Consider the following 21164-nt stretch of genomic DNA (forward strand, 5'->3'; position numbering starts at 1 on the left):
CTGAACCAAAAGGTCTGTCTTCGATCCATCCCTCAAGCCTACGTCCTGATCCTTTCGATGGAGGCCCAGCCATGCAGGATGGGCCGGAATGGTCTGATCCGTCGTGAGCCATATCGTCTGGGCACCGGAGCGCTACCCTGACAGCCTTGACCAGGGAGGCCGCGCTCTTGGAGACCTGCAACATTCTTCTCGTGAAAGATGGGCCGCAAGATCCGTTCGACGCTATCGGGCAACGACTTGCGCTCGATCCCAATGTCACCCTGGCGAGCGAGGCCCCCGTCAGCGTGGAGCAGGCCGTCGTCATGATCTGGGAGCAGCCCGAGATCGCCGTAATCCTCATCATCGGGCAGGAATCCGCCATTCCGGCGATCGCGTCGGCCATCCGTGCGGCCCGTAGCGACGTTCACATGCTAGCCGTTTCCATCGAGACCGGCATCACCAACCTGTCGATGCGCAATCTCAGTTTCGATCAGCTCCGCCGCATCATTCACATGCTGGCCCGCCCCGCGGCTCCCGCGAACGAAGGGCGTGTCCTTCGCTTTCATCTGCGCACCGAACCGAACGATGCCGAACAAGCGGAAGAGGCCGCGCCGGCCGCCTATCACCCGGCCCCACTAGCCGTCGAAGTGGACGGGCGGATCGCGGACCTGATTGATCAGTCGCTCGACTGGGTTGAAGCGGCGACGCGCGTGCTGCTTGATGTCTGGTCGCCCCGGAAGGATGAGGCACCCGGCTTTGTCCCAGGCCTGGAACTGATGGAACGGCTTCTCGAGGGCTTCGTCAGCCTGTTCGGCGAAGCGCCGGAGCGGCCCGAAAAGCTGTTCCGTAAGCTGGTCGCGTCGCTGCGTGCCCCCGAGAACGCTCAAGCGCCGCTCGCTATCCTGTTCCGCAAGATCGATGATGATCAGCAGGCGCTCAAATTCTTGCTGCTCGCAGGCGCGAGCGATTTCGACATTCGCTTCCACCGCCTGTTCGGCACGCTACACGACGATCTCTCGCGGCGTTATCCGTCAGTCGGGCTGGCCTGTGCGATCATCGCCGCGGGCATTCGCAAGACGACGCCTGCGAGCATTCGCGGCGCATTTGCGCTGAACGACCCGCTGCGCCGGCTCGGCATCGTTCCGCGTGCCGGGCCGGCCACTTTGGCGGGCGACATGCCGCTGCGCCTGCCGCCGGCCTTGGCCGACTGGCTAGTAACCGGCGATTCCGATGCCCTGCTGGGCGCTGAGATCCGGCGGCTGTATCGGCCCGCGCCCGAAGACGCCGCTGCTTTGCTCTCTGCCGACCGCAAACGGCGGATCCGTGCGGCCGTGCGCCATGCGCTGATCGGCCGCGATCTGGTATCCGCGATTTTCCTGACCGGATCGTCGCCCGGCTGGACAGTGGTCGAAGCGGCCGCCATCGCCGATAAGCCACTCGTCCTGGCGCCGCCCGCGAGCCCGTTCGCGCCCGAAATGCTCGCAGAGACTCTTGCCGAGCTCGCCAGCGCCGCGCGACTGGCGGGATGGACCTTGATCTTCGATCTGGGCGGAAAAAGTCCGGAAAGCGATGCGTTGTGGAGCGCGCTGAATGCTACCTGGCCGCAGTTCGCGCAGCCGCCCTATCTCATCGCCACCAATGCGACCGAGCGGCTCGCTGGCATGGCCGAATCCCACATCGTCTCCGCGGACCTCCCTGTGGTGACGCGTCATGATCGGCAGGAAGTCATCGCCAACGCCTTGTCGAGTCACAATGTCGAAGACGACGCGCTGGCCGAACATATTGCTGACGCCTTCCCCATCGCACTCGATCGCATTCCCCAGGCGATCGCGCTCGCGCAGACGCTGGCGGCTGCCAATGGCCGGCCCAGCAGACCGGAGGCGGATGACTGGCTCGGCGGCTTCCGCCGCATGGCGGGCGCGCGCCTGCCCAGCCTCGCTCGCCGCGTCGAGCCTGCGCCCCGCGTCGCGGGCGCCCCGCCGGCAATCGAGGCGGTCGTCCTGCCCGCCATCCAGCGCGGCCAGCTTCGCGAACTGGTCAGCCATGTCCGCCACACGCGCGAAGTGCTGGAGGACTGGGGCTTCGCCGATCTCACCGACGGGCGCGGCGTCGCGGCGCTGTTTTCCGGCGAAAGCGGGACCGGCAAGACCACCGCCGCCCACGCCGTCGCGACCGAACTCGGCGCCGACCTCTACGTCATCGAACTGGCGCAGGTGGTCAGCAAATATATCGGCGAGACGGAGAAGAATCTCGACCTCATCTTCGGCGACGCGCAGGACGCCGGCGCCGTGCTGCTGTTCGACGAAGCCGACGCCCTGTTCGGCAAGCGCAGCAGCATCACCGACGCGCACGACCGTTACGCCAATATCGAGGTCGCCTATCTCCTCCAGCGCATTCAGCGCTTCACGGGCCTCGCCATCCTCACCAGCAACCATGCGGAATCGATCGACGCCGCCTTCACCCGCCGCCTGCGCTTCAAGGTAGAGTTCCCGCGCCCCTCGGCCGGCGACCGGCTGCTGATCTGGGAACAGTCGATCCCGGTTCCCCTGCGCGCCAGGCCGCTCGCCCTGCGCCCTCTCGCCCTCGCGCTCGACGTCACCGGCGGCGTCATTCGCCAGATGGCGCTGCACGCCGCCATGCTCGCCGCCGAGGCGGATCGGCTGATCCTGATGGAGGACGTGCTGGCGGGCGCGCGCAGCCAGCTCGTGCGGCTCGGCCGCTTCGCCGATCTCGCCCGCGTCGACGCCGTAGAGGCGGCGTGCGGCAGGGAGGCGGCGTGATGGCGCTCGACCTCGTCACCGCCGCGATCATCGACATGCTGCGGCTGTCGCTCGCCAATCAGCCGGGCGTGCCGCCCAGCGCCTATAAGATCAGCCTCGCCTCGCCCAATGAAGGCGCGGCGGACGCCGACCTCGTGCTGTTCCTCTATCTGGTGACGCCCGCCGCCGACCTGCGCAACGCGCAGCGCATCCGCCCCTGGCCCACCGCCAATGACAACCCGGTGCTGCTCGAACCCGCCGTGCCGCTGGAGCTGCATTATCTGCTCACCGTCGGCGCTGGCGCGCCGGCGGGCGCGGACGGCCTTGGCCGTCTGGCCGACGCGGTGCGCGCGATCGAGACGGGATCACCCCTCGCCGTGCCCGCCGCCTTTCAGGAGGCGGTGTGGCTGTCGCTCCTCCCGCTTAATTCGGACGAGATGGCGCGCATCTGGGGCCTGTTCCCCAATGAGAATTGCCGCTCCTCCATCGCCTTTCGCGCCAGCCCGGTCTGGATCGACCCGCGCGCGCCGGCCCCGTCCGCCGCGCCGGTCACGGACGGCGACATGCGCCACGCCCGGATGGAAAGCGCATGACCGCGCCTTTCCCCCTCGCGCATGCGGATCGCGTCAAGCGGCGCGTGCTGCTCGCGCTTGAACTGGTCGATCCCGTCACCGGCCAGCTGGCCGGCGGGCAGATGACGGTCACGGCGCCCGGCTTCCGGCCGCCCACCATCACAAAGCTCGGCCAGTTCGTCTGGGTCGATCCGGAGCCGCCCGCCGCCCGGACCGTGACGATAGAGGCGGTGGCGACGCGCGGCCAGTTCGCGCCCTATAGCGCCACGGTCGCGGTGCCGATGCGCGCGCCGCAAGTTCCCGTTCTCGTCCAGCGCGCCACGCTGACGCCCACCGGCCTTTACGAGCCGCCGGCCGGCCGGCTCGGCGTCGCTGGGATGCTGGTGGAGGATGCGGCCGTCGATCCGCCCGTCCCCGTCGCCGACGCCAATGTGAAGGTCATGCTCCAGTCCGCCAGCGACGCCGGCCCGCTCGACGGCGCCTATACCGGCGTCACCGACGTCCGCGGCGGCTTCGTCGCGATGGTCAGATCGCTGGGCGACGACGCGCCGATGCCGCGCGTCCCCACGACCGCCGACCCTCGCGTCGCGGACGGCGCGATCATCGGCTGGATCAGCGTGGAGCGCGCCGGCGCGACCCGCTTTTCGGCCCTGCTGCCAATGCGCCGCAACCAGCTTTTCCGCGCCCCGACGCCCTTCGGCTGGGCCGCCCTTTCCGCCACCGAGCCAACCCTGCCTCCGGCACCGTGAGGCGATGAGGAGAATTCGCATGACCGGCGACACTGACACCATCGACTCCGCAACGACCGCCGACCCTGCGGGCGGCGATCAGGCCGTTACGCCCCCCGGAGCGGCCGGGGGAGGCGCTGCTGCGGCGCCCGCCCCTCCGCCTCCGCCTGACTATGTTCGCGACATCGCGATCAGCCGCGCGCTCGCCGATCTGATGAAGCCCATCGAAACGGCGGCGACGGACCTGTTCGCGCCGGAGAAGCAGGCCGCGCGCGACGCCATCGTCAAATCCTATCGCACGGCTTGTGCGACCGACGGCGCGCTTGGCGTCAAGATGAAGCAGGCGGACAAGGAGTTCGACCGCGCGGCGGCCGACATGCTCGCCGCGCTCAACAACTGGACGCCGCTGATCGGCGACGCGACCAAGCCGCTGGGCAAGCTGCTCAAGGCGCGCGCCGCGCTGGCGACGAAAATGGCCACCTTCGTCGGCGCGAAGGAAAAGGCCCGCGCCGGCGCGCAGCAGGCGACCAAGGACTGGGCGGCGCGCCATGCCGACTGGTCCGCGCCCGAAGCCGCGATCGGCAAGATCGTCGACGGCTATCTGCCGCAGATCAACACGCTCAGCGCCGCCATCAACACTGCGGACAATGTGGACGCCCCGATCCTCAGCTTCTGGATGGAGGTCGCGCCCAAGCATCTTCAGATCAGCGACGGAACCTTGAGCGCCAACGCCAAGGCTGCGCTCGACAAGGTGACGGGCGCGCTCAAGACCGCCGGCTATGCTGATCTCGCCGACTGGCTCGACCCCGCCAAGAGCCAGGCCAATGGCGCGGTCCATCTGATCGACCCGGACGCGCTCGACCAGCAGCGCAAGGACGTCTTCGCCGGCTGGAAGGCCGCCGCCGAGACGCAGGCCGCCGCCGACTATGACTTCAAGCTCAACCCTGACGACCTCGCGACGCTCAAGGCCGCGTGGGACAAGCTGAAAGGCGACGTCTGGATCAAGGACGCCAAGGCGTCGCTCACTCCCGCATCCTGAGATTGAACGGAGGCTGACATGGCAGAATATCTGGCGCCCGGCGTCTTTATCGAGGAAATCGAGCGTGGTCCCCGCCCCATAGAGGGCGTCGCGACCAGCACCTCCGCCTTTCTGGGCGAGACGGAGCGCGGGCGGACCAAGCCCCGGCTCGTGACCAGCTTCAACGAGTATCGCCGGCATTTCGGCTCGGTCTTCGCGGACGGCAAATATATGCCGGACGCCGTCTCCGGCTTCTTCGAGAATGGCGGCCGCCGCGCCTTCATCTGCCGCATCCTCGGTCCCGACGCGACCGTCTCCACGCGGACCGCGGGCGGGCTGCAGATCGACGCGATCGGTCCCGGCGCCTGGGGCGACCGGGTGTTCGTGAAAATCGTGGAGAGCAGCACCAAGAAGGGCGACACGCCGATCGGCTTCCGCCTGCAGGTCGCCTATTGGCAGACGCCCTCGCCCGACGGCAATTACGCCGATCCGTTCGACCGCACCCAGCCGCCGCGCCTGCCGCTGCCCACGCTCGCGGAGGATTTCGACAATCTCGTCTGGGACGACCGCACCTCGCCCGATTATTTCGAGAAACGGCTTCAGGACAACAGCGCGCTCGTCACCGTCACCGCGCCGGCACCGCTCACCACGCTGCCTTCCGCCGGCTTCGACAAGCTGACCGGCGGCGCGGACGCCAGCGCCGCGCCCGGCGTCAACCAGTTCAAGGGCGAGGACGCCGACAGCAATCTGCGCACCGGCCTCTCGGCGCTCGACCTCGACGATTATCGCGAGGTCGCGCTGGTGCAGGCGCCCGCCGCGCCCGACGACGTCGTCGCCGCCGTCATCACCCATTGCGAAAAGAGCCAGTTCCGCTTCGCCGTCGTCGACACCGCCAAGAATATGGGCGACCCCAATTCGGTCGATCCGCGCAGCAAGTGGGACACGCAATATGCGGCCTTCTATTATCCGTGGATCTGGGTGTCCGATCTGCAGAGCGGCCAGCGCAAGCTCGTCCCCCCCGGCGGCCACACGCTCGGCCTCTACGCCCGCACGGACACCGACCGCGGCGTCTGGAAAGCGCCCGCCAACGACACGCTGCGCGGCGTCTTCGACCTTGAATATCTGGTCGACGACAATGTGCAGGAGGTTCTGAACCCGCGCGGCGTCAACGCCATCCGTCGCTTTCCCGGCCGCGGCATCCGCGTCTGGGGCGCCCGCACGCTCTCGTCCAACAGCCTGTGGAAATATGTCAGCGTCCGGCGCCTGTTCATCTTCCTCGAACGCTCGATCTACGAGGGCACGCAATGGGTGGTGTTCGAACCGAATGACGAACGCCTGTGGGAGCGGGTGAAGGACACCATCCGCCTGTTCCTGCGCACCCAGTGGCGCGCCGGCGCGCTGATGGGCGTGACGGAGGAGCAGGCCTTCACCATCGCCTGCGACCGCTCGACGATGACGCAGGACGACATCCTGAACGGCCGCCTGATCTGCGAGATCGGCATCGCGCCCGTGCGCCCCGCCGAATTCGTGATCTTCCGCATCTTCCAGAACACCGCCGAAGCCCAGAGCTGACCGGCGCGCAAGGAGACGCAGCATGGCACGCAACGACCCGATCCGGAACATGCGCTTCCGGGTGGAGATCGACCAGATCACCCAGGCCTATTTCAGCGAGGTGATGATCGGCGAGACCACCAACGAGGCGATCGACTATCGCGAGGGCATCGACCCCACCCATGTCCGCAAGCTGCCGGGCCTGACCAAGTACGGCAACATCACCCTCAAATGGGGCGTGACGGACTCGCAGGAACTCTACGAGTGGCACAAGAAGATCGTCGGCGGCGGCATCAAGGAAGGCCGCAAGTCCGTGAAGATCATCGTCATCGACGAATCCGGCACGGACAAGGCGAGCTTCCTCGTCTCGGAGGCCTGGCCCACCAAATACGATCCCAGCGACCTCAACGCCAAGGGCAATGAGGTGTTCATCGAGCTTCTCGAGCTGGTGAACGAAGGCATCGAGCGGACCCGCTGACGGCCGCGAGAGGAGAGCAGACATGGACCGCATATCCGCCGCCGGCTTCCGCACCGAAGTCGAGTTCACTTTGCCCAAGGGCTATATCGACGAGACCGGCCTTCTCCACAAACGCGGCGTCATGCGCCTCGCCACGGCAGCGGACGAGATCCTGCCGCTGCGCGATCCGCGCGTGCAGTCGAACCCGGCCTATCTCACCGTCATCATCCTCGCGCGCGTCATCACCCGGCTCGGCAATATGCCGCATGTCGACACCGCGCTGGTCGAGGGGCTGTTCGCCTGCGACATCGAATATCTGCGCCAGCTCTACGAGGACATCAATTCGGCCGAGGAACCCGATGGCGTCCCCGCCGCGCCCGTCGCCGCAGCATCCTCCAATGGCCGCACCGTCGGCGGGATGCCCGTGCTGGGGGAAGCCTGATGGCCTACCCCGTGGCCGAACTTTACGGGGAAATGGCGTTCATCGCCGCGCATTTCCACTGGAGCAGCGAGACGCTGATGACCATGGAGCATGGCGAGCGCCGCCGCTGGTGCCGGGAGATTTCCGGCATCAACCGCCGGCTCGGCGGCGCGCCCGACGATCCGTTCGCGGGGCTGTAGGCAATGGCGCTGCACGATCCCTATGCGGGCTTCCGCTTCACGGTTCTGGTGGACCAGATCGTCAAGGGCGGCTTCACCAAGGTGCGCGGCCTGACCCGCGAGACGAAGGTGGAGAGCTTCCGCGAGGGCGGCGTCAACGACCATGAGCACAAGCTCGCCTCGCTCACCAGCTATGGCAATTTGGTGCTGGAGCGCGGCCTCGCCGACCCCTTTCTCTACATCTGGCATCAGGCGGTGGTGGAGGGCGTCATCAAGCGCGCGGTCATCACCGTCACGCTCAAGGATCCGCAGGGCAAGGACGCCTGGAGCTGGAACATCCTGAACGCCTATCCGGTCAAATGGTCGGTGGCGGATTTTGACGCCAATTCGGGGCAGGTCGCGGCGGAATCGGTAGAGTTCGCGCATCATGGCTATCTGCTGCGGCCCGGCCTCGGCAGCCTGACGAGCGCCTTTTGATGACGCCGCGCCCGCCCCTCGGCCTCGTCCGCCCGCTGACCCCGGTCATGCCCCTGCCGGACGGCCGCGCTGCACCCCAGCCGCGCCGGGGCATCCTGCTTCGCTGGCGCCGCATCGCCCGCCATCGCGCAGAGCGTACGGCGCCGGTCGCCGTGACGCAAAGCTGGCCGATCGCGATCCACCTACATTGCCGCACCCATGTCCACGCCGCGCCGATCCCGCCCACGCCCGCGCCGGATCGCATCCAACAAATGCCTGCATCGCCCGCCGCCGCCGTCCGCCTGCACTGGCTCCGCTCGCCGGACCTTCGCCTGCCAGTCACGGCCCTCGCCCCGGCCGCTCCGCACAGCGGCCGGACGCCCCAGCCGCCCGACGCGGCCGCGCCGCGCGCCCGGCCCCGGCGAGCCGCACCGCGTCTGCCCTCGCCCGCTTCGATCCTCTGGCGCCCGGCCGCAGAGGCCCACGCCCCGGACAATCGCACGCCCCTGCGCCTCGCTACCCAGACCCACCGCACCGAACGGCGCTTCGCGGCCACCGCCGCGACCCTCATTCATCGTGAGAAGCGCCGCCGCATCGTCGCCGTCCTGCCGCAGCCCCACCTCGCCACGTCCCAGCCTGCCCCGTCCGCTCCCGCACGGCGCGCGCGCCTCGCTCTGCCCTACGCCGCCCCGACCATGCGCCCGCTCGCGCCGCCCCCGGCCGCCATGCCGCAACAGCCCCCCCGTCCGACCCAGGCAAGCCCCGCCCAGCCCCGCGCCCCGCTCCGCCTCGTCCACCGCGCTCATGCGCCCGCCGAACGCCCCCGCGTCACCGCCGGCCGCCGGGCGAGCGCAGACCTCCTCTGGGCCGATCCGAAATCTGGTGGCGCGCTCCCCGGCTTCGGAACCGCCTTCCAGCCCGCCTTCTCGCCTGCGACCGCCTCCGCTCCGCTCGCGCCGCCGCACGCATCTGCCTTCGCGCCGCCCCCGTCCGCGCCGCCGCCCGACGTCGACCGCCTCGTCACGGAGGTGATGCGCCGCATCGAACGCCATGGCCGCACCGAAAAGCTGAGAAGGGGTCTTTAGATGTTCGGAAGATCCCTTGAAAAAGCCTATATAGAGGTGCTGGCGGGCGTCCGGCAGGGAACGCGCATCAAGGTGCTGTTCAACCCCGCCGAATATAGCCTCGAACGCGCCAACGCCTATAAGGCGACCGCCCTTCCCGGCCTTGGCAGCCCGCTCATCCAGTTCGTCAACGGCGACGCCGCCACCCTGTCGATGGACCTGTTCCTCGACGACTGGGCCGATCCCAACGGCCCGCCCAGCGACATCCCGCTCCTCGGCGGCGCCGACGGGGCCAAGAGCGTCAAGGACCGCATAGACGAGATCATCGCGCTGCTCGACATCGACCGGACGCTGCACGCGCCGCCGCCGGTGCGCTTCGTCTGGGGGCCGCTGCGCTTCGAGGCGGTGATCGAGAAGATCGGCCGCAAGACCAGCCTGTTCCGTCCGGACGGCACGCCGGCGCGCGCTTCTCTCTCGATTTCCTTCAAGGAATTTCGCGCCGCCTTCGACATCCGCCTGGAATCGCCGGACAAGACCAAGCGCCGCCAGATCGACTTGTCCGAATCCATCTGGACCATCGCCGACAAGGAGTTCGGCGATCCGCGCCGCTGGCGCGTCATAGCCGCCGCCAGCGACGTGGACGATCCGCGATCGCTGCGCCCGGGCGACTGGCTGCGCGTCCCCCCGCTGGAGGTGAGCAATGCTCTTAACCGAACGCAATAGCGCCCCCGGCGACTTCTACGTCCCCGGCGCGTCGATCTGCATCGGCATGGACGGCGCGAACATGCGGGAACGCTATGGCATGCATTTCACGCAGGTGGAGGTGGACCTGCAAGTGAGCGTGCAGGGCACCTTCCGCTTCACCATCCCGCGCGCCTTCGACAATGAACGCAGCGACTTCTTCACCCCCTCGGGCGATCCGCTGATGCCGCTCATCAAGCTGGGCGCGCGGGTCTGGATCCGCATGGGCTATGGCGATCTGCGCGCTACGACGCCGCTCATCTCCGGCTACATCACCGCCGTCTCCACCGGCTTCGCGGAGGGCGGCGCGCCCGACATAGAGGTGACGGGCATGGACGCCACCTTCGTGATGACGCTGGGCACCAGCGAGCATCGGCTGGAAAACCGCACGGTGCAGGACGCGGTGCAGGAGGTCGCGCAGAAGAACGGCCTTTCGCTCGACTTCTCCGGCAATGCACCCGCCAACATCACGCTCGACTCCAACCTCCAGTCGGACCTCGACTTCCTGCGCAAGGTGGTGGAGATCTTCTCCAAATCGGGCGCGAAATGGGAGTTTTTCGCGCGCTCTTCCTTCGGGCGGGACATGCTCGTCGTCCGCCCCCGCACCGCGCTCGAACGCCCGCTGCTCACCCTCGTCTGGGGCGGCGACCTCATCAGCTTCAAGCCGGAGATCAACCTCGGCAATCAGGTCCAGAGCGTGAAAGTCTATGGCTGGGACGAGGTGAAGAAGAAGGAGATCATCGGGACGGCGCCCACCGCGTCGGGTCCGAAAAGCGAACCCTCCGGCGGCGACATCCTGCGCAGCGCCTTCGGCCGCGACGCGGTGCTGGAACTGCGCCTGCCGGTGAAGACCCAGCAGGAGGCGGACCAGCGCGCCGCCGCCGCCTTCGCCAACCGCTCCAACGATCTGCTGAAGGGCGAAGGGGAGACCTTCGGCCGGCCCGACCTGCTGCCCGACAGCTGCATCGAACTGACCGGCATCGGCCAGCAATTCTCGACCTGCTATTATGTCGCCAAGACCGTGCACCGCTACGACACCACGGGCTATCGCACGCGCTTCTCCGTCGAAAGGCCGGTCGCATGAGCGCACTCGCCTTCGAGCTGGAGGTCAACCGCGAGTCCGGCGGCGCGGTTGCCGGCGTCGCGGTCGCCACCGTCACCGCCAATGACGATCCGCAGGGGCTTGGCCGGGTGAAGCTGAACTTCCCGTGGCGCGACAAGAGCTTCACCTCGGACTGGGCGCGCGTCCTCGCCCCCATGGGCGGCAAGGATCGCGGCGCCTATTTCCTGCCCGAAGTGGGGGATGAGGTGCTCGTCGCCTTCGACCGCGACGACATACGCTACCCCTATGTGCTGGGCGCGCTGTGGAGCGACGCGGACAAACCGCCCGAGGCCAATTCGAGCAAGAAGAACGACATTCGCGTCATCAAGTCGCGCAAGGGCCATATGCTGCGCTTCGACGACGCCGACGCGAAGGGCGTCATCACCATCCAGCTGAGCGACGGCAAGAAGATCGAGGTGGATGACGACGGCATCCGCATCACCGACAAGAGCAACAGCATCACCATCGACACCAAGGGCGGGTCGATCAACGTCAGCGCGCAGACCTCGCTGTCGCTCAAGGCTCCGCAGATCAGCATCGAGGCGTCCGGCACGCTCGACCTCAAGGGCGGGTCGAGCCTCAGCGCGTCCGCCGGCGTGGTGAGGATAAACTGATGGCGAGGATCAACTGATGGGCCAGCCCGCAGCCCGCGTCGGCGACACCACCGGCCATGGCACGCCGCTCGGCCCCGGCCCCGGCGCGCCCACGGTGCTGATCGCCGGCATGCCCGCCTGGCGCGCGGCGGCGGATGTGCATGTCTGCCCGCTGGTCGACGGGGTGAAGCCGCATGTCGGCGGCGTGGTGGCGAAGGGGAGCGCGACCGTACTGATCGCCGGGCTGCCGGCGGCGCGGCAGGGCGACATGATCGTGGAGGCTGGCGCGCCCAATCCCATCGCCATGGGCGCCCCAACCGTGCTGATCGGAGGATGAGGATGGACCGGCAGGGACAGCGCGACTTCCTCGGCGTCGGCTGGCGCTTCCCGGTGGCGACCGCCCCCGCCACGGGCGACATCGCGCTGTCCGCTTATGCGCGCGACATCAAGGAGGCGATCCGCATCATCCTCCTGACCGCGCCCGGCGAGCGCGTCATGCGGCCCCGCTTCGGCTGCGGGATACATGATCTGGTGTTCGAGGAGATGAGCTCCACCGTGCTGTTCGCGGTGGAGGCGGCCGTGCGCGACGCGCTCACTGTCTATGAACCGCGCATCGACCTCATCAGCGTCGCGGTGGACCCGATCGGCGCGCTCGACGGCGTGCTGCTGATCGTCCTCGACTATCGCGTCCGGCGCACCAACCAGACCGACAATCTCGTCTACCCCTTCTATTTCAAGGAGAGCGGAGCGCCATGACGCCGAAGCTCGACGGACGCTCGCAGGCGGACATCGCGCAGCGGCTGCTGCGCGACGCCGCCGCGCTTCTTGGCCACAATGGCGAGCCGGTGGAGCCGGGCCGCATCGGCGGCGCGATCATCGCCAGCGCCGCGCGCCTGTTCGAGGAGGTGACGCGCCGCCTCGACCGCGCGCCGGACAAGCAGGCGGACAATTTCTACACCGCCATGGGCCTCGGCCGCGACCCTGCGCAGCCGGCCGGCGTCCCCGTCGCCATCGCGCTTTCGGACAATGCGCCGGACGGTCTGGTCGCGGAGGCCGGCACGAAGCTGACCGCCGATGTCGGCGGCGATCCGGCGATCTTCGAGACGCAGGCCGGGATCGCCCTCGCGCGCGGCAAGGTGACGGCGCTGACCGCCGCCGATCTGACCGGGGACCGCATCTTCCTCGCGGCCGGCGCGGTCGTCACGCCCGTCCTGCCCCGCCCCGTCGCCGTCTCCCGCTTCGTGCGCAGCGCCGCCGGCGCGGGCGCGACGATGCTCCAGATCGACCCGGCGCAGGGTCTCGCTCCCGGCATGACCCTGCGTTTCGGTTCCGATCCGGCCTCGCCCGAATATGACGTCACAAAGGTCGAGAACGACGTCGTCACCATCACCCCCGCGCTGGAGGCTGCGGTGGCCGAACGCGCGCCCGTCACCGAAGTCGCCAGCTTCGCGCCCTTCGCGCCCGGCGCCCGCGATCGCCAGTCGCACAGCCTCTATCTCAGCCACCCGACCCTGCTCGACGTCCCCGCCGCGCTCACCATCAGCGTCGGCGGCGTCGCCAGCACGCAGACGATCGACTGGCGCTGGTTCGGCCGCAAGGCCACCGACCCCGAAGGATCCGCGCCCGACTGGCAGGATTTCGACAAATCCGAATTTGTGGCCGGCGCGTGGCGCCTCACCAAGGCGAAGGGCAAGCCGGAGAAGACCGACGTCAACGCGCGCAATGGCCTCTGGCTGCGCGGCCGCCTCACCTCCCTTCCCGCCCGGACCGAAAGCGTCGGCCAGATCACCCTGGCGGTCGCGAGCGAGGTCTGCAAAGTCGATCATCACGACCGCTGCGAGGCAGCGAAGGTCGACGCGATCGACTATGAGGCGGTCGCCGTCACCACGCCGGTCGTGCCCAACAAGCCTTATTATCCCTTCGGCCGCGAACCCCGGCTGTTCGACGCCTTCTACATCGGCTGCGCGGAGGCGTTCGGCAAGGCGGGGGCGGAGGCGCGCCTGTGCTTCACCATCGGCGGCGCCTCGCTCGGCGCGCTCACCGCGGTGTTCGCCGGCCGCAGCGCGCTCGTCTTCGGGGTGGGCACCGACCGCCAGCTCTACCTCGCCCGCTTCACGCCCTATCGTCCCAGCTTCGCACCGATGCCCGGGCCGAAGCTCGCCGGCCAACCCGTCTTCCTCGCCTCGCAGGCCCCGCTCTCCGCCAGCGCGACCTTCGACGGCATGGTCCGCCTCGCAGTCGCGGGCGACGGCGCGATCCATGTCGCCGAATTTCCCTTCGCCGGCCCCTTCACCGACGGCCTCATCCCATGGCGCAGCCTCGCGCTGGAGGAGGCCGACGCCGCCAAGCCGGTCCGCGCCCTGTTCGTCAGCACGGACGACGCGGGCAGCGTCCACGCCCTGGTCGGCGACCGCATCCTCATCTGGACGCGTGGGCCACGGGGCGAACTGACCGCGCGGCCGCCGATCCCGAACGCCGTCGACCTCCTCCCGCTTCAGGGACCGGGAGCAGACGCCGCCCTCCTCATCAGCGCGGCGAAGGACGGCTCCTTGACCGTGGAGGCCAAGATCGCCTCCGTCACGGCGCTCCACCCGCTCGGCTCGCTCGAAGCCAATGCGCTCCCCAGCCTCCAGCGCGCCGCCTGGGCCTCGCAGAGCGACCTGACGCGGGCGGAGATCGTCGTCGCCGGCTATGAGAAGCGCACCGACGCCAGCACGCATCTCGCCGTCCGCCGCATCGACGCCGAAGCGCCCGCATCGCGGCCGACCGTGGACGACAGCGACGCCCCGCCGCTGCCGATCTCCTTCGAGGCCGGCATAGGGACGCTGCCCACCATCCTCATCGCCGATGCGGAGCCGATCCGCTTCCTCGCGCGCGGAAGCCGATACACCCGCGCCGGCGGCGTCACCGGCATCGGCGCCAGCGCGAACGGCCAGCGCCGTTTTCTCGACGCGGGCTGGACGGTCGTGCAGGACGCCGATCAGGGCCTTCTCTACCGCAGTAGCCCGGCCGGCGGCCTGCTCGCCGTCGATCGCTTCCACGGGGTCAAGCGCACCGCCGTCGCCGCCGCGGACATCCCGACCGGCGCGACATGGTTCATCGCGGCCAATGGCGCCAATGGCGAAGGCTTCGTCCTCGCCGTCAGCGCCGGCGGAAACGCCCTGCTCCTGCCCCTCATCGGCGACATCAGCCCCCCCACTTCGCAGGGCCGCCTGCGCGGCCGCTTCCTTGCGCCCACGAACGTCACCGGCTCGATCAGGCAAGTCGCCGGAACCATCAGCCTCGCCGTCATGACGGGCCAGGCCTCCGATGTCGAACGGTCCGTCATCCTCGCGCTGGCGAACGCCAACCGCCAGCCGCTCGGCCTGTGGGCGCTCGATTACACCGCCGCCAATGGCTGGACGCTTCCGCCCGGCTCGCCCGCCCTGCCCGCCGCAGCCACGGCCTTCACCCTTCTGCGCTACGCCCCGGACGGCAGCCTCGCGACCATCCCCGCGCTCGACTATTTCGCGCCCGACAGCGCTGACCTTCTGCGTCTCGACGCCCGCCTCGCCGCCGGCCCGCTCAGCACCTATTATGGCGACCGGCCCGTCACCGCGATCGAACTGTTCAACGGCGTCTCCGCCATCGCCATCGACCATGACGAGGTCGCCGGCGCGCTCATCACCCTCGCCTTGCCGCAGACCGCCTGGTCCACGCTCGGCCCCGACGAGCCGGCCAATCCCGCCTTGTCGTGGGAATATTGGAACGGCTCCTCCTGGTGGGCGCTCGACAGCGCGGCGTCGAATTTTCTCGACCGCACCGGCAATCTGCTGGTCGACGGCGGCGTCTATTTCCGTGTCCCCGCCGACCTTCAGGAAACGGAGGTGGGCGGGCGCAAGAACCGCTGGATCCGCGCCCGGCTGGTCGGCGGCGATTATGGCGAGGCGCGCGTCAGCGTCCACACGGTCGGCCCGCCCGACGACCAGACGCAGACCATCATCCGCGATCTCAGCGTCATCCGCGCGCCTTATGTGGTCCGCCTGCGCATCGGCTATTGCGCCGGCACGCCCACCCCGCCGGACATCGTGCTGACCGCCGACAATCTGGATGCGCTGGACCAGAGCGAAGCGAACAAGCAGGGCCTTTCCGTCCGCATTTTCCAGACCGTGGCGGATGCGCTCGCCCCCGCGCCGCAACCGGTCGAAACGGATGCGGACATCGCGGACTGCTGCCGCCCGGCGCCCCCGCCCCCTCCCCCGCCGGAACCCGATCCCGAACCGCCCTGCTCCTGCGAGGCCGAAGGCGCAGCGGCCGCGCCCGCCGCCGCCCGCACCATCCTGATCGGCTTCGACCAGCCCGTTCGCGGCTCGCCCTTGTCGCTCTATGTCGACGCGGTCCCGGTCAGCGGCGACTGGACGGTGACGGCGGAGGTCTATCGCAAAGGCCGCTTCACCCCCGCGCGCGTCATTTCGGACAGCAGCAGCGGCCTCGGCGAAAGCGGCGTGATCGCCATCGAGATGCTGGAGCCGCCCGACCGCGCGCAGTTGCTCGGGGCCAGCGCCTGCTGGCTGCGCCTCTCGCCGGTCGCCGATGCGGAAAACTGGTCGCCCCGGCTGCGCGGCGTCTATCTGAACGGCGTCATGGCCGCCTCGGTCGAAACCCGGTCGATGGAGACGATCGGCACGTCGGACGGCTCGCCCGACCAGAGCTTCCGCCTGTTCGCCGATCCGGTGGACGGCGCCAGCCTCGACCTCTGGCTGTCCGAACAGGTCGGCGAAGACGAAGGCGCCGCCCTCGCCGCGGAAGCGGCCATTTCCGGCATGCCCGGCCCATGGGTTCGGTGGACGCAGGTCCGCGAATTTCCGTCCGAGGATCAGGATGCGCCCGCGCGCCTCTATGCCGTGGACGAACAAAGCGGCCTCGTCAGCTTCGGCAATGGCCGCAACGCGCTGGCGCCGCCGATGGGCAGCGGGATCCTCGCGCGCAGCTATCGCCATGTCACCGGAACGGCGGCCAACGCCGTGGCGCCGGGCGACAAGCTGCAACCCATCTCGCCCCTCGCCGGCGTGGATCAGGTGATGGCGCTCGACGGCGCGCAGGGCGGAACCGATGTCGAGGCGCCGGAACAGGCCCGCGCCCGCGCGCCGGTAAAGCTGCTGAACGGCGGCCGCATCGTCACGCTCGGCGATGTGGAGAATTATGTCCGCGCCCGCTTCCCCACCGTGGCGCAGGCCAGCGCCGCCCCGTGGCGCGGCGCCAGCCGCCTCGTCGTCGTCGGACGGGGCGACGCGCTCATCCCGCCGCCCGCCGCGCTGAAGGCGGTCGCCGCGCGGCTGCACGGCGTCGCCAGCTTCGGCCTCCTCGCCCCCGGCCGGCTCGTCCTCGCGCCGCCGCGCCTGCTCAACGCCAGCATCGACCTCAGCGTCGATGTCGACCCCGGCGTCGATTATTCGGGGGTGGAGCAGGCCGCCAAGCGCGCGCTCGCCGCCTTCTTCCATCCCGAAACCGGCGGCCATGCTGGGCAGGGCTGGCCGGTCGGCGCGGCGCCCACTGCCACGGACGTCGCCGCCGCGCTGGCGGATCTGGGCGACCGTGCTGTCATCAGCGCCATCGTCATCGTCCGCGCCGATACCGGCGCCCCGCTGCCCGATCCGCTGCCCGCCGACGTGCTCGTCCTCGTCGCCCGCGCCGCCGTCACCGTCCATCTGTTTGCGGAGGCCGGCGCATGATCCCGCTCGCCACCAATCTCGACGACGCCGATTTCGACCGGCTGATGGCGACAGCGCGCGGCCGTCTGCCCGCGCTCGCGCCGGAATGGACCGACTATAATTTCCACGATCCGGGCATCATGCTCATCGAGCTGCTGGCGTGGCTGGTCGACACCCAGATCTATTCGGTCGCGCGCGACCGTCTCGACGAGCGCCTCGCCATGACCCGGCTGCTCGGCGCGCCGCCACGCGCCGCCGTCCCCGCCAGCGGCGTCGTCTATCCCGTGGAGGCGCCCACCGCCGCGCAGGCCATAGACGCCGGCATGGTTCTCTTGCCCCGGACAGGCTCGGTCCAGCGCGTAGAGACGACGCAGGCCATCACCCTCCTGCCCCACGCCATCGCGCGCATCGCCACCGTCGCGACGGATGGCCGCGCAACCGACCAGACGCAGATCAACGATCGCGCCCGGGCCGGCTTCTCGCCCTTTGGCGACGCCAATGACGGCACGCTGCGCATCAGTCTGACCGGCCCCTTACTCCCGGCCGACACGACCATCCGCCTGTCGCTGGGCTTCGAGGTGGAGGGCGCGCCATCATTCCAGCCGACGCTTGACCTTGGAACGCTCAGCGTCACCGACGCGGCGGGCGCCCCGATCGCCGTCGCGCTGGACGGCACGGCCGGGTTTCAGCGCAGCGGCGCGCTGATCCTCAGCCTGCCCGCCGGCGCGGTCCCGTCCGCCATCATCCTACGCCCGTCCCAGCATTATGTGCTGACCCCGCGCCTCATCCGCGTGGCCCTCAACGCGCTGCCCGTCGAACAGCGCGCCACGATCGCGCTGCCCGTGCGTGACGGGAACAACCGCCCCGGCCAGACCATAGAGATCGATCCCTCCACGCTCTTTCCGGCGGAGGAGCATGGCGACGGCCCGATCTGGCGACTCATCGACGCGCCTGTGGTCGAAAGCCTTGATACGGTTCCCGGCGCGGCATGGAACAATGGCCCGCTCGATCCCGCCGGCCCCGCCGACCTCCGCTTCGCTTATGAGGAACGGACGGACGGCGCACTCATCCGCATCCGCTTCGGCAATGGCGTCAACGGGCGCAAACCGGCGCTCGGCGAACCGCTCGGCGTGACGCTCCGCCTCACCTGCGGCGATGGCGGCATGGCCCGCCAGCCGGTCGACTGGGTGCTGGACGGCGCGCGCACGCTCTGGCGCAACCGGGAGGCGATCGGCGGCGGCGCGGACGCGCAGACGGTCGAGGACGCGCTGGCCGGCATCCGCGCCATGCTGGATGACGGCCGCCTGCTCGCCACATCGGCTCAGCTCGCAGAGGCCGCCCTCACCCTCGGCCCCGCATTGGGCGTCGCCCGAGCGACCGTCGAGGAAGGCTGGCAGCGCGGCCGGACATCGCCCGCCATCGCCGCCACCCGCACGCTCATCGTCGGCCACCGGCTGCCGGGGCGGGAGACGCCGGACTGGCTCGCCCGCATCGCCGCCGCGCTGCGCCCCCGCATCGCCATCGGCGAACGGCTGCTCGTCGTCGCGCCGGTCTACCGCTCCTTCACCTTTACCATAGCCGCCGGCCTTGCGCCGGGGCAGGACGGGGCGGCCGTCAAGGCCGCCGTCGCGCAGATGATCGCGGATCGCTTCGCCCTCGATGACGCGCGCTGGCCGCTCGGCCACGATGTGGAGGCCGCCGCCATCGCCGGCTGGGTCCGCCGGATCGCCGGCGTGGCCGCGCCGGTCATGGTGCGGATCATCACCGATGACGGCCCTGTCGAGCGTCTCGCGATCGGTCGCGGCGAACTGCCGCAATTGGGCGCGCCCGCCGCCATCAGCATCGGGGGCGCGGCATGAGCAGCGACGGCCTCGCCTATCGCTTCGAAACCGCGGCGCAGCAGGCGCTCTGCCTGGTCATGGCCACGCCCGAACGCCATGATCTGGATCGCGCCGATGGGGAGGTCGTCACAAACTTGTCCGGCGCCGTCAGCGCCTTCCTGATGGCGCCCGGCGGCCGGCCTGTCTGGATCGACGCCGACGGCGCGCTGCGCGCCGACGCTTGCGCCGGAAGCCGGGTCGGCTTCGTGCGCCGCATGGCGGCGGGCAGGCGCGCCCTTTGGCTCCTCTCCGACGCCGGCCTATTTCATTTCGATAATGAAACATTGCAACGCATGGAGATGCTGGACGCCAACGACGCCGCCGACATCGCCATCGGCACCGACGGCGTCTGGCTGCTCCTGTCCGATGGTCTTCTGCGCATCGGCCGCAAGCCGGCCCGGCGTCCCCTACCCGCCGCCGCCGCGGCCATCGACCGCATCGCCATCCATGGCGACAGCCTCGCTTTGCTCGACCGCGCGGCGAACCGCCTCATCCTGCAACGGCCGGACAAGCCGGACCTTGCGCTCGATCTCGCCGATCCGCTGGGCGCCGGCCAACCCGCCTTCACCGCCCGCGACATCCAATCCGCCCCGGCCGGCTTCCTGCTCTCCGGCGACTGGGACGGCGCGGCCGGCTATCTCATGCTCGATCCCAATGGCGAGCCGGGCGCATGGGGCCGGTTCGATGTCGCGCCCATCGCCTTCGCCGCGCAGGACGACGCGCTCTATCTCCTCTATCAGGACGGCGCGGTCGCCAGCCTGCTCCGCTTCCCCGGCGCGGCGGTGCTCGGCGGCCAGCTCTGGCTGACGCCGGCGCTGGAGAGCGATACGCTGGCGGGCGACTGGCTGCAGGCCAGCATCGCCGCGACCCTGCCCGAGGGCGCGACGCTGTCGCTGCGCTGGGCCGCCAGCCGCGACGCCGCGCTGCGCCTCTCGGCCGACGCCCTGTTGGACGACGACAGCCTCCTCCTCGGCCAGCGCGCCCGCATCCTCGGCGCCCTGTTGGATTGGTCGCCCATCACCCGAACCTTCGCGGAGACCGCGCATAACGTGCTTAAGTCCAACCCCTATTGCTTCCCCCTGACCGGCGCGGACGGCAGTTTCCTCTGGCTGGAGGTCCGCCTCGACCGCAACAACGCGGCCAGCGCGCCCGTCCTCCACAGCCTCGTGGTCAGCCATGACCAGCCCGGCCTGATGCAATGGCTCCCCGCCGTCTACTCCACGCCGCAGGGCGATCTCGACGGAACCCTCGGCCGGCTGGTCGGCCTGTTCCAGGCGGTCGGCGGGGAACTGGACGACGCCATCGACGCGCTCGCCCTCCTGTTCGATCCCGCCGCCGCGCCCGCCGCCTGGCTCCCCCGTCTCGCCGGCCTCCTCGACCTGCCCTTTGACGAAACGCTGCTCGAAGCGGCGCAGCGCGCCATCATCGCCGCCGCCCCTCGCCTCCTCGCCCAGCGCGGCGCCCGCGCGGCGATCCTGACACTGCTCACCGCCACGTTCGGCGACCGCCCCTATCGCGTCATCGACCGCACCGGCGAATTCGCTCCCGTAACCCTCAGCGGCTCGGCGCTTCCCGGCTTCCTCGCCGGCCCCTCCGCCGCCAGCCCGCAATTGAACGCCCGCCTGATCCTCGGCCGCACTCCGCTTGGCTGCGCCGGCGCGCCGAGCGTCAGCCGCGCGCCGGAGCTGTTCGTGGAGATCCCCGCCACCCCCGCCGAAACCCGCCGCTACCGCAAGGCGATCGAGGCGATGCTCGCCAGCCTCGTCCCCGCCGGCGTCCATCTCCGGACCCGCTGGACCGCGCTGGCGGCGGCGACGGGCGCAGATGTCCTTACCGTCCTCGACGATGGCCGCCCCATCATCCTCGGCGACGCCCGTCCGCTCGGGATCGCGCCGCTCGGCGGCGACGACAGCCTGATCGGCGGCGCCGGCTCGTCCATCTCGGTGACATTGCCATGATCCAGCAGGAGACATC

18 protein-coding genes are annotated in these 21164 nt (G+C 69.7%); all 18 read left to right on the forward strand.

Annotated elements, in window-relative coordinates:
• Nucleotides 1-167 precede the first annotated feature (167 nt).
• Genes E5554_RS21145 through E5554_RS21230 form a run of 18 tightly spaced genes read left to right on the forward strand, consistent with a single transcriptional unit; the run spans nt 168 to nt 21148 of the window.
• Complete coding sequence (locus E5554_RS21145) at nt 168-2759, forward strand: ATP-binding protein (RefSeq protein WP_168708746.1); 2592 nt, start codon at nt 168-170, stop codon at nt 2757-2759.
• Entirely contained in the window at nt 2759-3331 is a 573-nt protein-coding gene (locus tag E5554_RS21150) for a Pvc16 family protein (RefSeq protein WP_063976147.1), read from the forward strand. The genes E5554_RS21145 and E5554_RS21150 overlap by 1 nt, the downstream gene beginning before the upstream one ends.
• A complete protein-coding gene (locus E5554_RS21155; protein ID WP_017498961.1) occupies nt 3328-4059 on the forward strand; it encodes a hypothetical protein in 732 nt (243 codons plus the stop codon). The genes E5554_RS21150 and E5554_RS21155 overlap by 4 nt, the downstream gene beginning before the upstream one ends.
• Before the next feature lie 19 nt (nt 4060-4078).
• On the forward strand, nt 4079-5077 hold the full coding sequence (locus E5554_RS21160) for a hypothetical protein (protein WP_017498960.1): 999 nt from the start codon (nt 4079-4081) through the stop codon (nt 5075-5077).
• A gap of 18 nt (nt 5078-5095) precedes the next feature.
• Nucleotides 5096-6628 (forward strand): phage tail sheath family protein, encoded by a 1533-nt coding sequence (locus E5554_RS21165; protein WP_017498959.1) that lies wholly within the window; start codon nt 5096-5098, stop codon nt 6626-6628.
• A gap of 22 nt (nt 6629-6650) precedes the next feature.
• A complete protein-coding gene (locus tag E5554_RS21170) occupies nt 6651-7085 on the forward strand; it encodes a phage tail protein (protein ID WP_125987001.1) in 435 nt (144 codons plus the stop codon).
• Between the two features lie 22 nt (nt 7086-7107).
• Complete coding sequence (locus E5554_RS21175) at nt 7108-7506, forward strand: hypothetical protein (RefSeq protein WP_125987003.1); 399 nt, start codon at nt 7108-7110, stop codon at nt 7504-7506.
• Complete coding sequence (locus tag E5554_RS21180) at nt 7506-7685, forward strand: DUF6760 family protein (RefSeq protein WP_017498956.1); 180 nt, start codon at nt 7506-7508, stop codon at nt 7683-7685. Before E5554_RS21175 ends, E5554_RS21180 begins: the two co-directional genes overlap by 1 nt.
• 3 nt (nt 7686-7688) lie before the next feature.
• Nucleotides 7689-8141 carry a phage tail protein gene (locus E5554_RS21185; RefSeq protein ID WP_017498955.1) on the forward strand — a complete coding sequence of 151 codons (453 nt, stop codon included), beginning with the start codon at nt 7689-7691 and terminating at the stop codon, nt 8139-8141.
• Nucleotides 8141-9205 (forward strand): hypothetical protein, encoded by a 1065-nt coding sequence (locus E5554_RS21190; RefSeq protein ID WP_168708747.1) that lies wholly within the window; start codon nt 8141-8143, stop codon nt 9203-9205. The genes E5554_RS21185 and E5554_RS21190 overlap by 1 nt, the downstream gene beginning before the upstream one ends.
• The gene (locus E5554_RS21195; RefSeq protein WP_136187985.1) at nt 9206-9907 is read left to right on the forward strand and encodes a LysM peptidoglycan-binding domain-containing protein; all 702 of its coding nucleotides are present in this window, start codon (nt 9206-9208) and stop codon (nt 9905-9907) included. It begins immediately after the preceding gene.
• Nucleotides 9885-11009 (forward strand): phage late control D family protein, encoded by a 1125-nt coding sequence (locus E5554_RS21200; protein ID WP_136187986.1) that lies wholly within the window; start codon nt 9885-9887, stop codon nt 11007-11009. The genes E5554_RS21195 and E5554_RS21200 overlap by 23 nt, the downstream gene beginning before the upstream one ends.
• Nucleotides 11006-11641: a phage baseplate assembly protein V gene (locus tag E5554_RS21205; RefSeq protein ID WP_136187987.1), complete on the forward strand. Its 636-nt coding sequence runs from the start codon at nt 11006-11008 to the stop codon at nt 11639-11641. Before E5554_RS21200 ends, E5554_RS21205 begins: the two co-directional genes overlap by 4 nt.
• A 16-nt stretch (nt 11642-11657) precedes the next feature.
• Nucleotides 11658-11957, forward strand: coding sequence for a PAAR domain-containing protein (locus tag E5554_RS21210; protein WP_017498951.1), 300 nt, complete (start codon nt 11658-11660; stop codon nt 11955-11957).
• A gap of 2 nt (nt 11958-11959) precedes the next feature.
• On the forward strand, nt 11960-12376 hold the full coding sequence (locus tag E5554_RS21215) for a GPW/gp25 family protein (RefSeq protein WP_136187988.1): 417 nt from the start codon (nt 11960-11962) through the stop codon (nt 12374-12376).
• Nucleotides 12373-17331 (forward strand): baseplate J/gp47 family protein, encoded by a 4959-nt coding sequence (locus E5554_RS21220; protein ID WP_136187989.1) that lies wholly within the window; start codon nt 12373-12375, stop codon nt 17329-17331. Before E5554_RS21215 ends, E5554_RS21220 begins: the two co-directional genes overlap by 4 nt.
• The gene (locus tag E5554_RS21225) at nt 17328-19169 is read left to right on the forward strand and encodes a hypothetical protein (RefSeq protein WP_136187990.1); all 1842 of its coding nucleotides are present in this window, start codon (nt 17328-17330) and stop codon (nt 19167-19169) included. Before E5554_RS21220 ends, E5554_RS21225 begins: the two co-directional genes overlap by 4 nt.
• On the forward strand, nt 19166-21148 hold the full coding sequence (locus E5554_RS21230) for a phage tail protein (RefSeq protein ID WP_136187991.1): 1983 nt from the start codon (nt 19166-19168) through the stop codon (nt 21146-21148). The genes E5554_RS21225 and E5554_RS21230 overlap by 4 nt, the downstream gene beginning before the upstream one ends.
• Nucleotides 21149-21164 lie beyond the last annotated feature (16 nt).

It is taken from the genome of Sphingobium sp. PAMC28499 (assembly GCF_004795815.1).
Lineage (GTDB): Bacteria > Pseudomonadota > Alphaproteobacteria > Sphingomonadales > Sphingomonadaceae > Sphingobium > Sphingobium yanoikuyae.

Coding starts and splice junctions, on each gene's coding strand:
- E5554_RS21150 (WP_063976147.1), top strand. CDS start 2,759: ATGGCGCTCGACCTCGTCACCGCCGCGATCATCGACATGCTGCGGCTG.
- E5554_RS21215 (WP_136187988.1), top strand. CDS start 11,960: ATGGACCGGCAGGGACAGCGCGACTTCCTCGGCGTCGGCTGGCGCTTC.
- E5554_RS21190 (WP_168708747.1), top strand. CDS start 8,141: ATGACGCCGCGCCCGCCCCTCGGCCTCGTCCGCCCGCTGACCCCGGTC.
- E5554_RS21165 (WP_017498959.1), top strand. CDS start 5,096: ATGGCAGAATATCTGGCGCCCGGCGTCTTTATCGAGGAAATCGAGCGT.
- E5554_RS21160 (WP_017498960.1), top strand. CDS start 4,079: ATGACCGGCGACACTGACACCATCGACTCCGCAACGACCGCCGACCCT.
- E5554_RS21170 (WP_125987001.1), top strand. CDS start 6,651: ATGGCACGCAACGACCCGATCCGGAACATGCGCTTCCGGGTGGAGATC.
- E5554_RS21185 (WP_017498955.1), top strand. CDS start 7,689: ATGGCGCTGCACGATCCCTATGCGGGCTTCCGCTTCACGGTTCTGGTG.
- E5554_RS21155 (WP_017498961.1), top strand. CDS start 3,328: ATGACCGCGCCTTTCCCCCTCGCGCATGCGGATCGCGTCAAGCGGCGC.
- E5554_RS21220 (WP_136187989.1), top strand. CDS start 12,373: ATGACGCCGAAGCTCGACGGACGCTCGCAGGCGGACATCGCGCAGCGG.
- E5554_RS21180 (WP_017498956.1), top strand. CDS start 7,506: ATGGCCTACCCCGTGGCCGAACTTTACGGGGAAATGGCGTTCATCGCC.
- E5554_RS21230 (WP_136187991.1), top strand. CDS start 19,166: ATGAGCAGCGACGGCCTCGCCTATCGCTTCGAAACCGCGGCGCAGCAG.
- E5554_RS21195 (WP_136187985.1), top strand. CDS start 9,206: ATGTTCGGAAGATCCCTTGAAAAAGCCTATATAGAGGTGCTGGCGGGC.
- E5554_RS21205 (WP_136187987.1), top strand. CDS start 11,006: ATGAGCGCACTCGCCTTCGAGCTGGAGGTCAACCGCGAGTCCGGCGGC.
- E5554_RS21200 (WP_136187986.1), top strand. CDS start 9,885: ATGCTCTTAACCGAACGCAATAGCGCCCCCGGCGACTTCTACGTCCCC.
- E5554_RS21225 (WP_136187990.1), top strand. CDS start 17,328: ATGATCCCGCTCGCCACCAATCTCGACGACGCCGATTTCGACCGGCTG.
- E5554_RS21210 (WP_017498951.1), top strand. CDS start 11,658: ATGGGCCAGCCCGCAGCCCGCGTCGGCGACACCACCGGCCATGGCACG.
- E5554_RS21175 (WP_125987003.1), top strand. CDS start 7,108: ATGGACCGCATATCCGCCGCCGGCTTCCGCACCGAAGTCGAGTTCACT.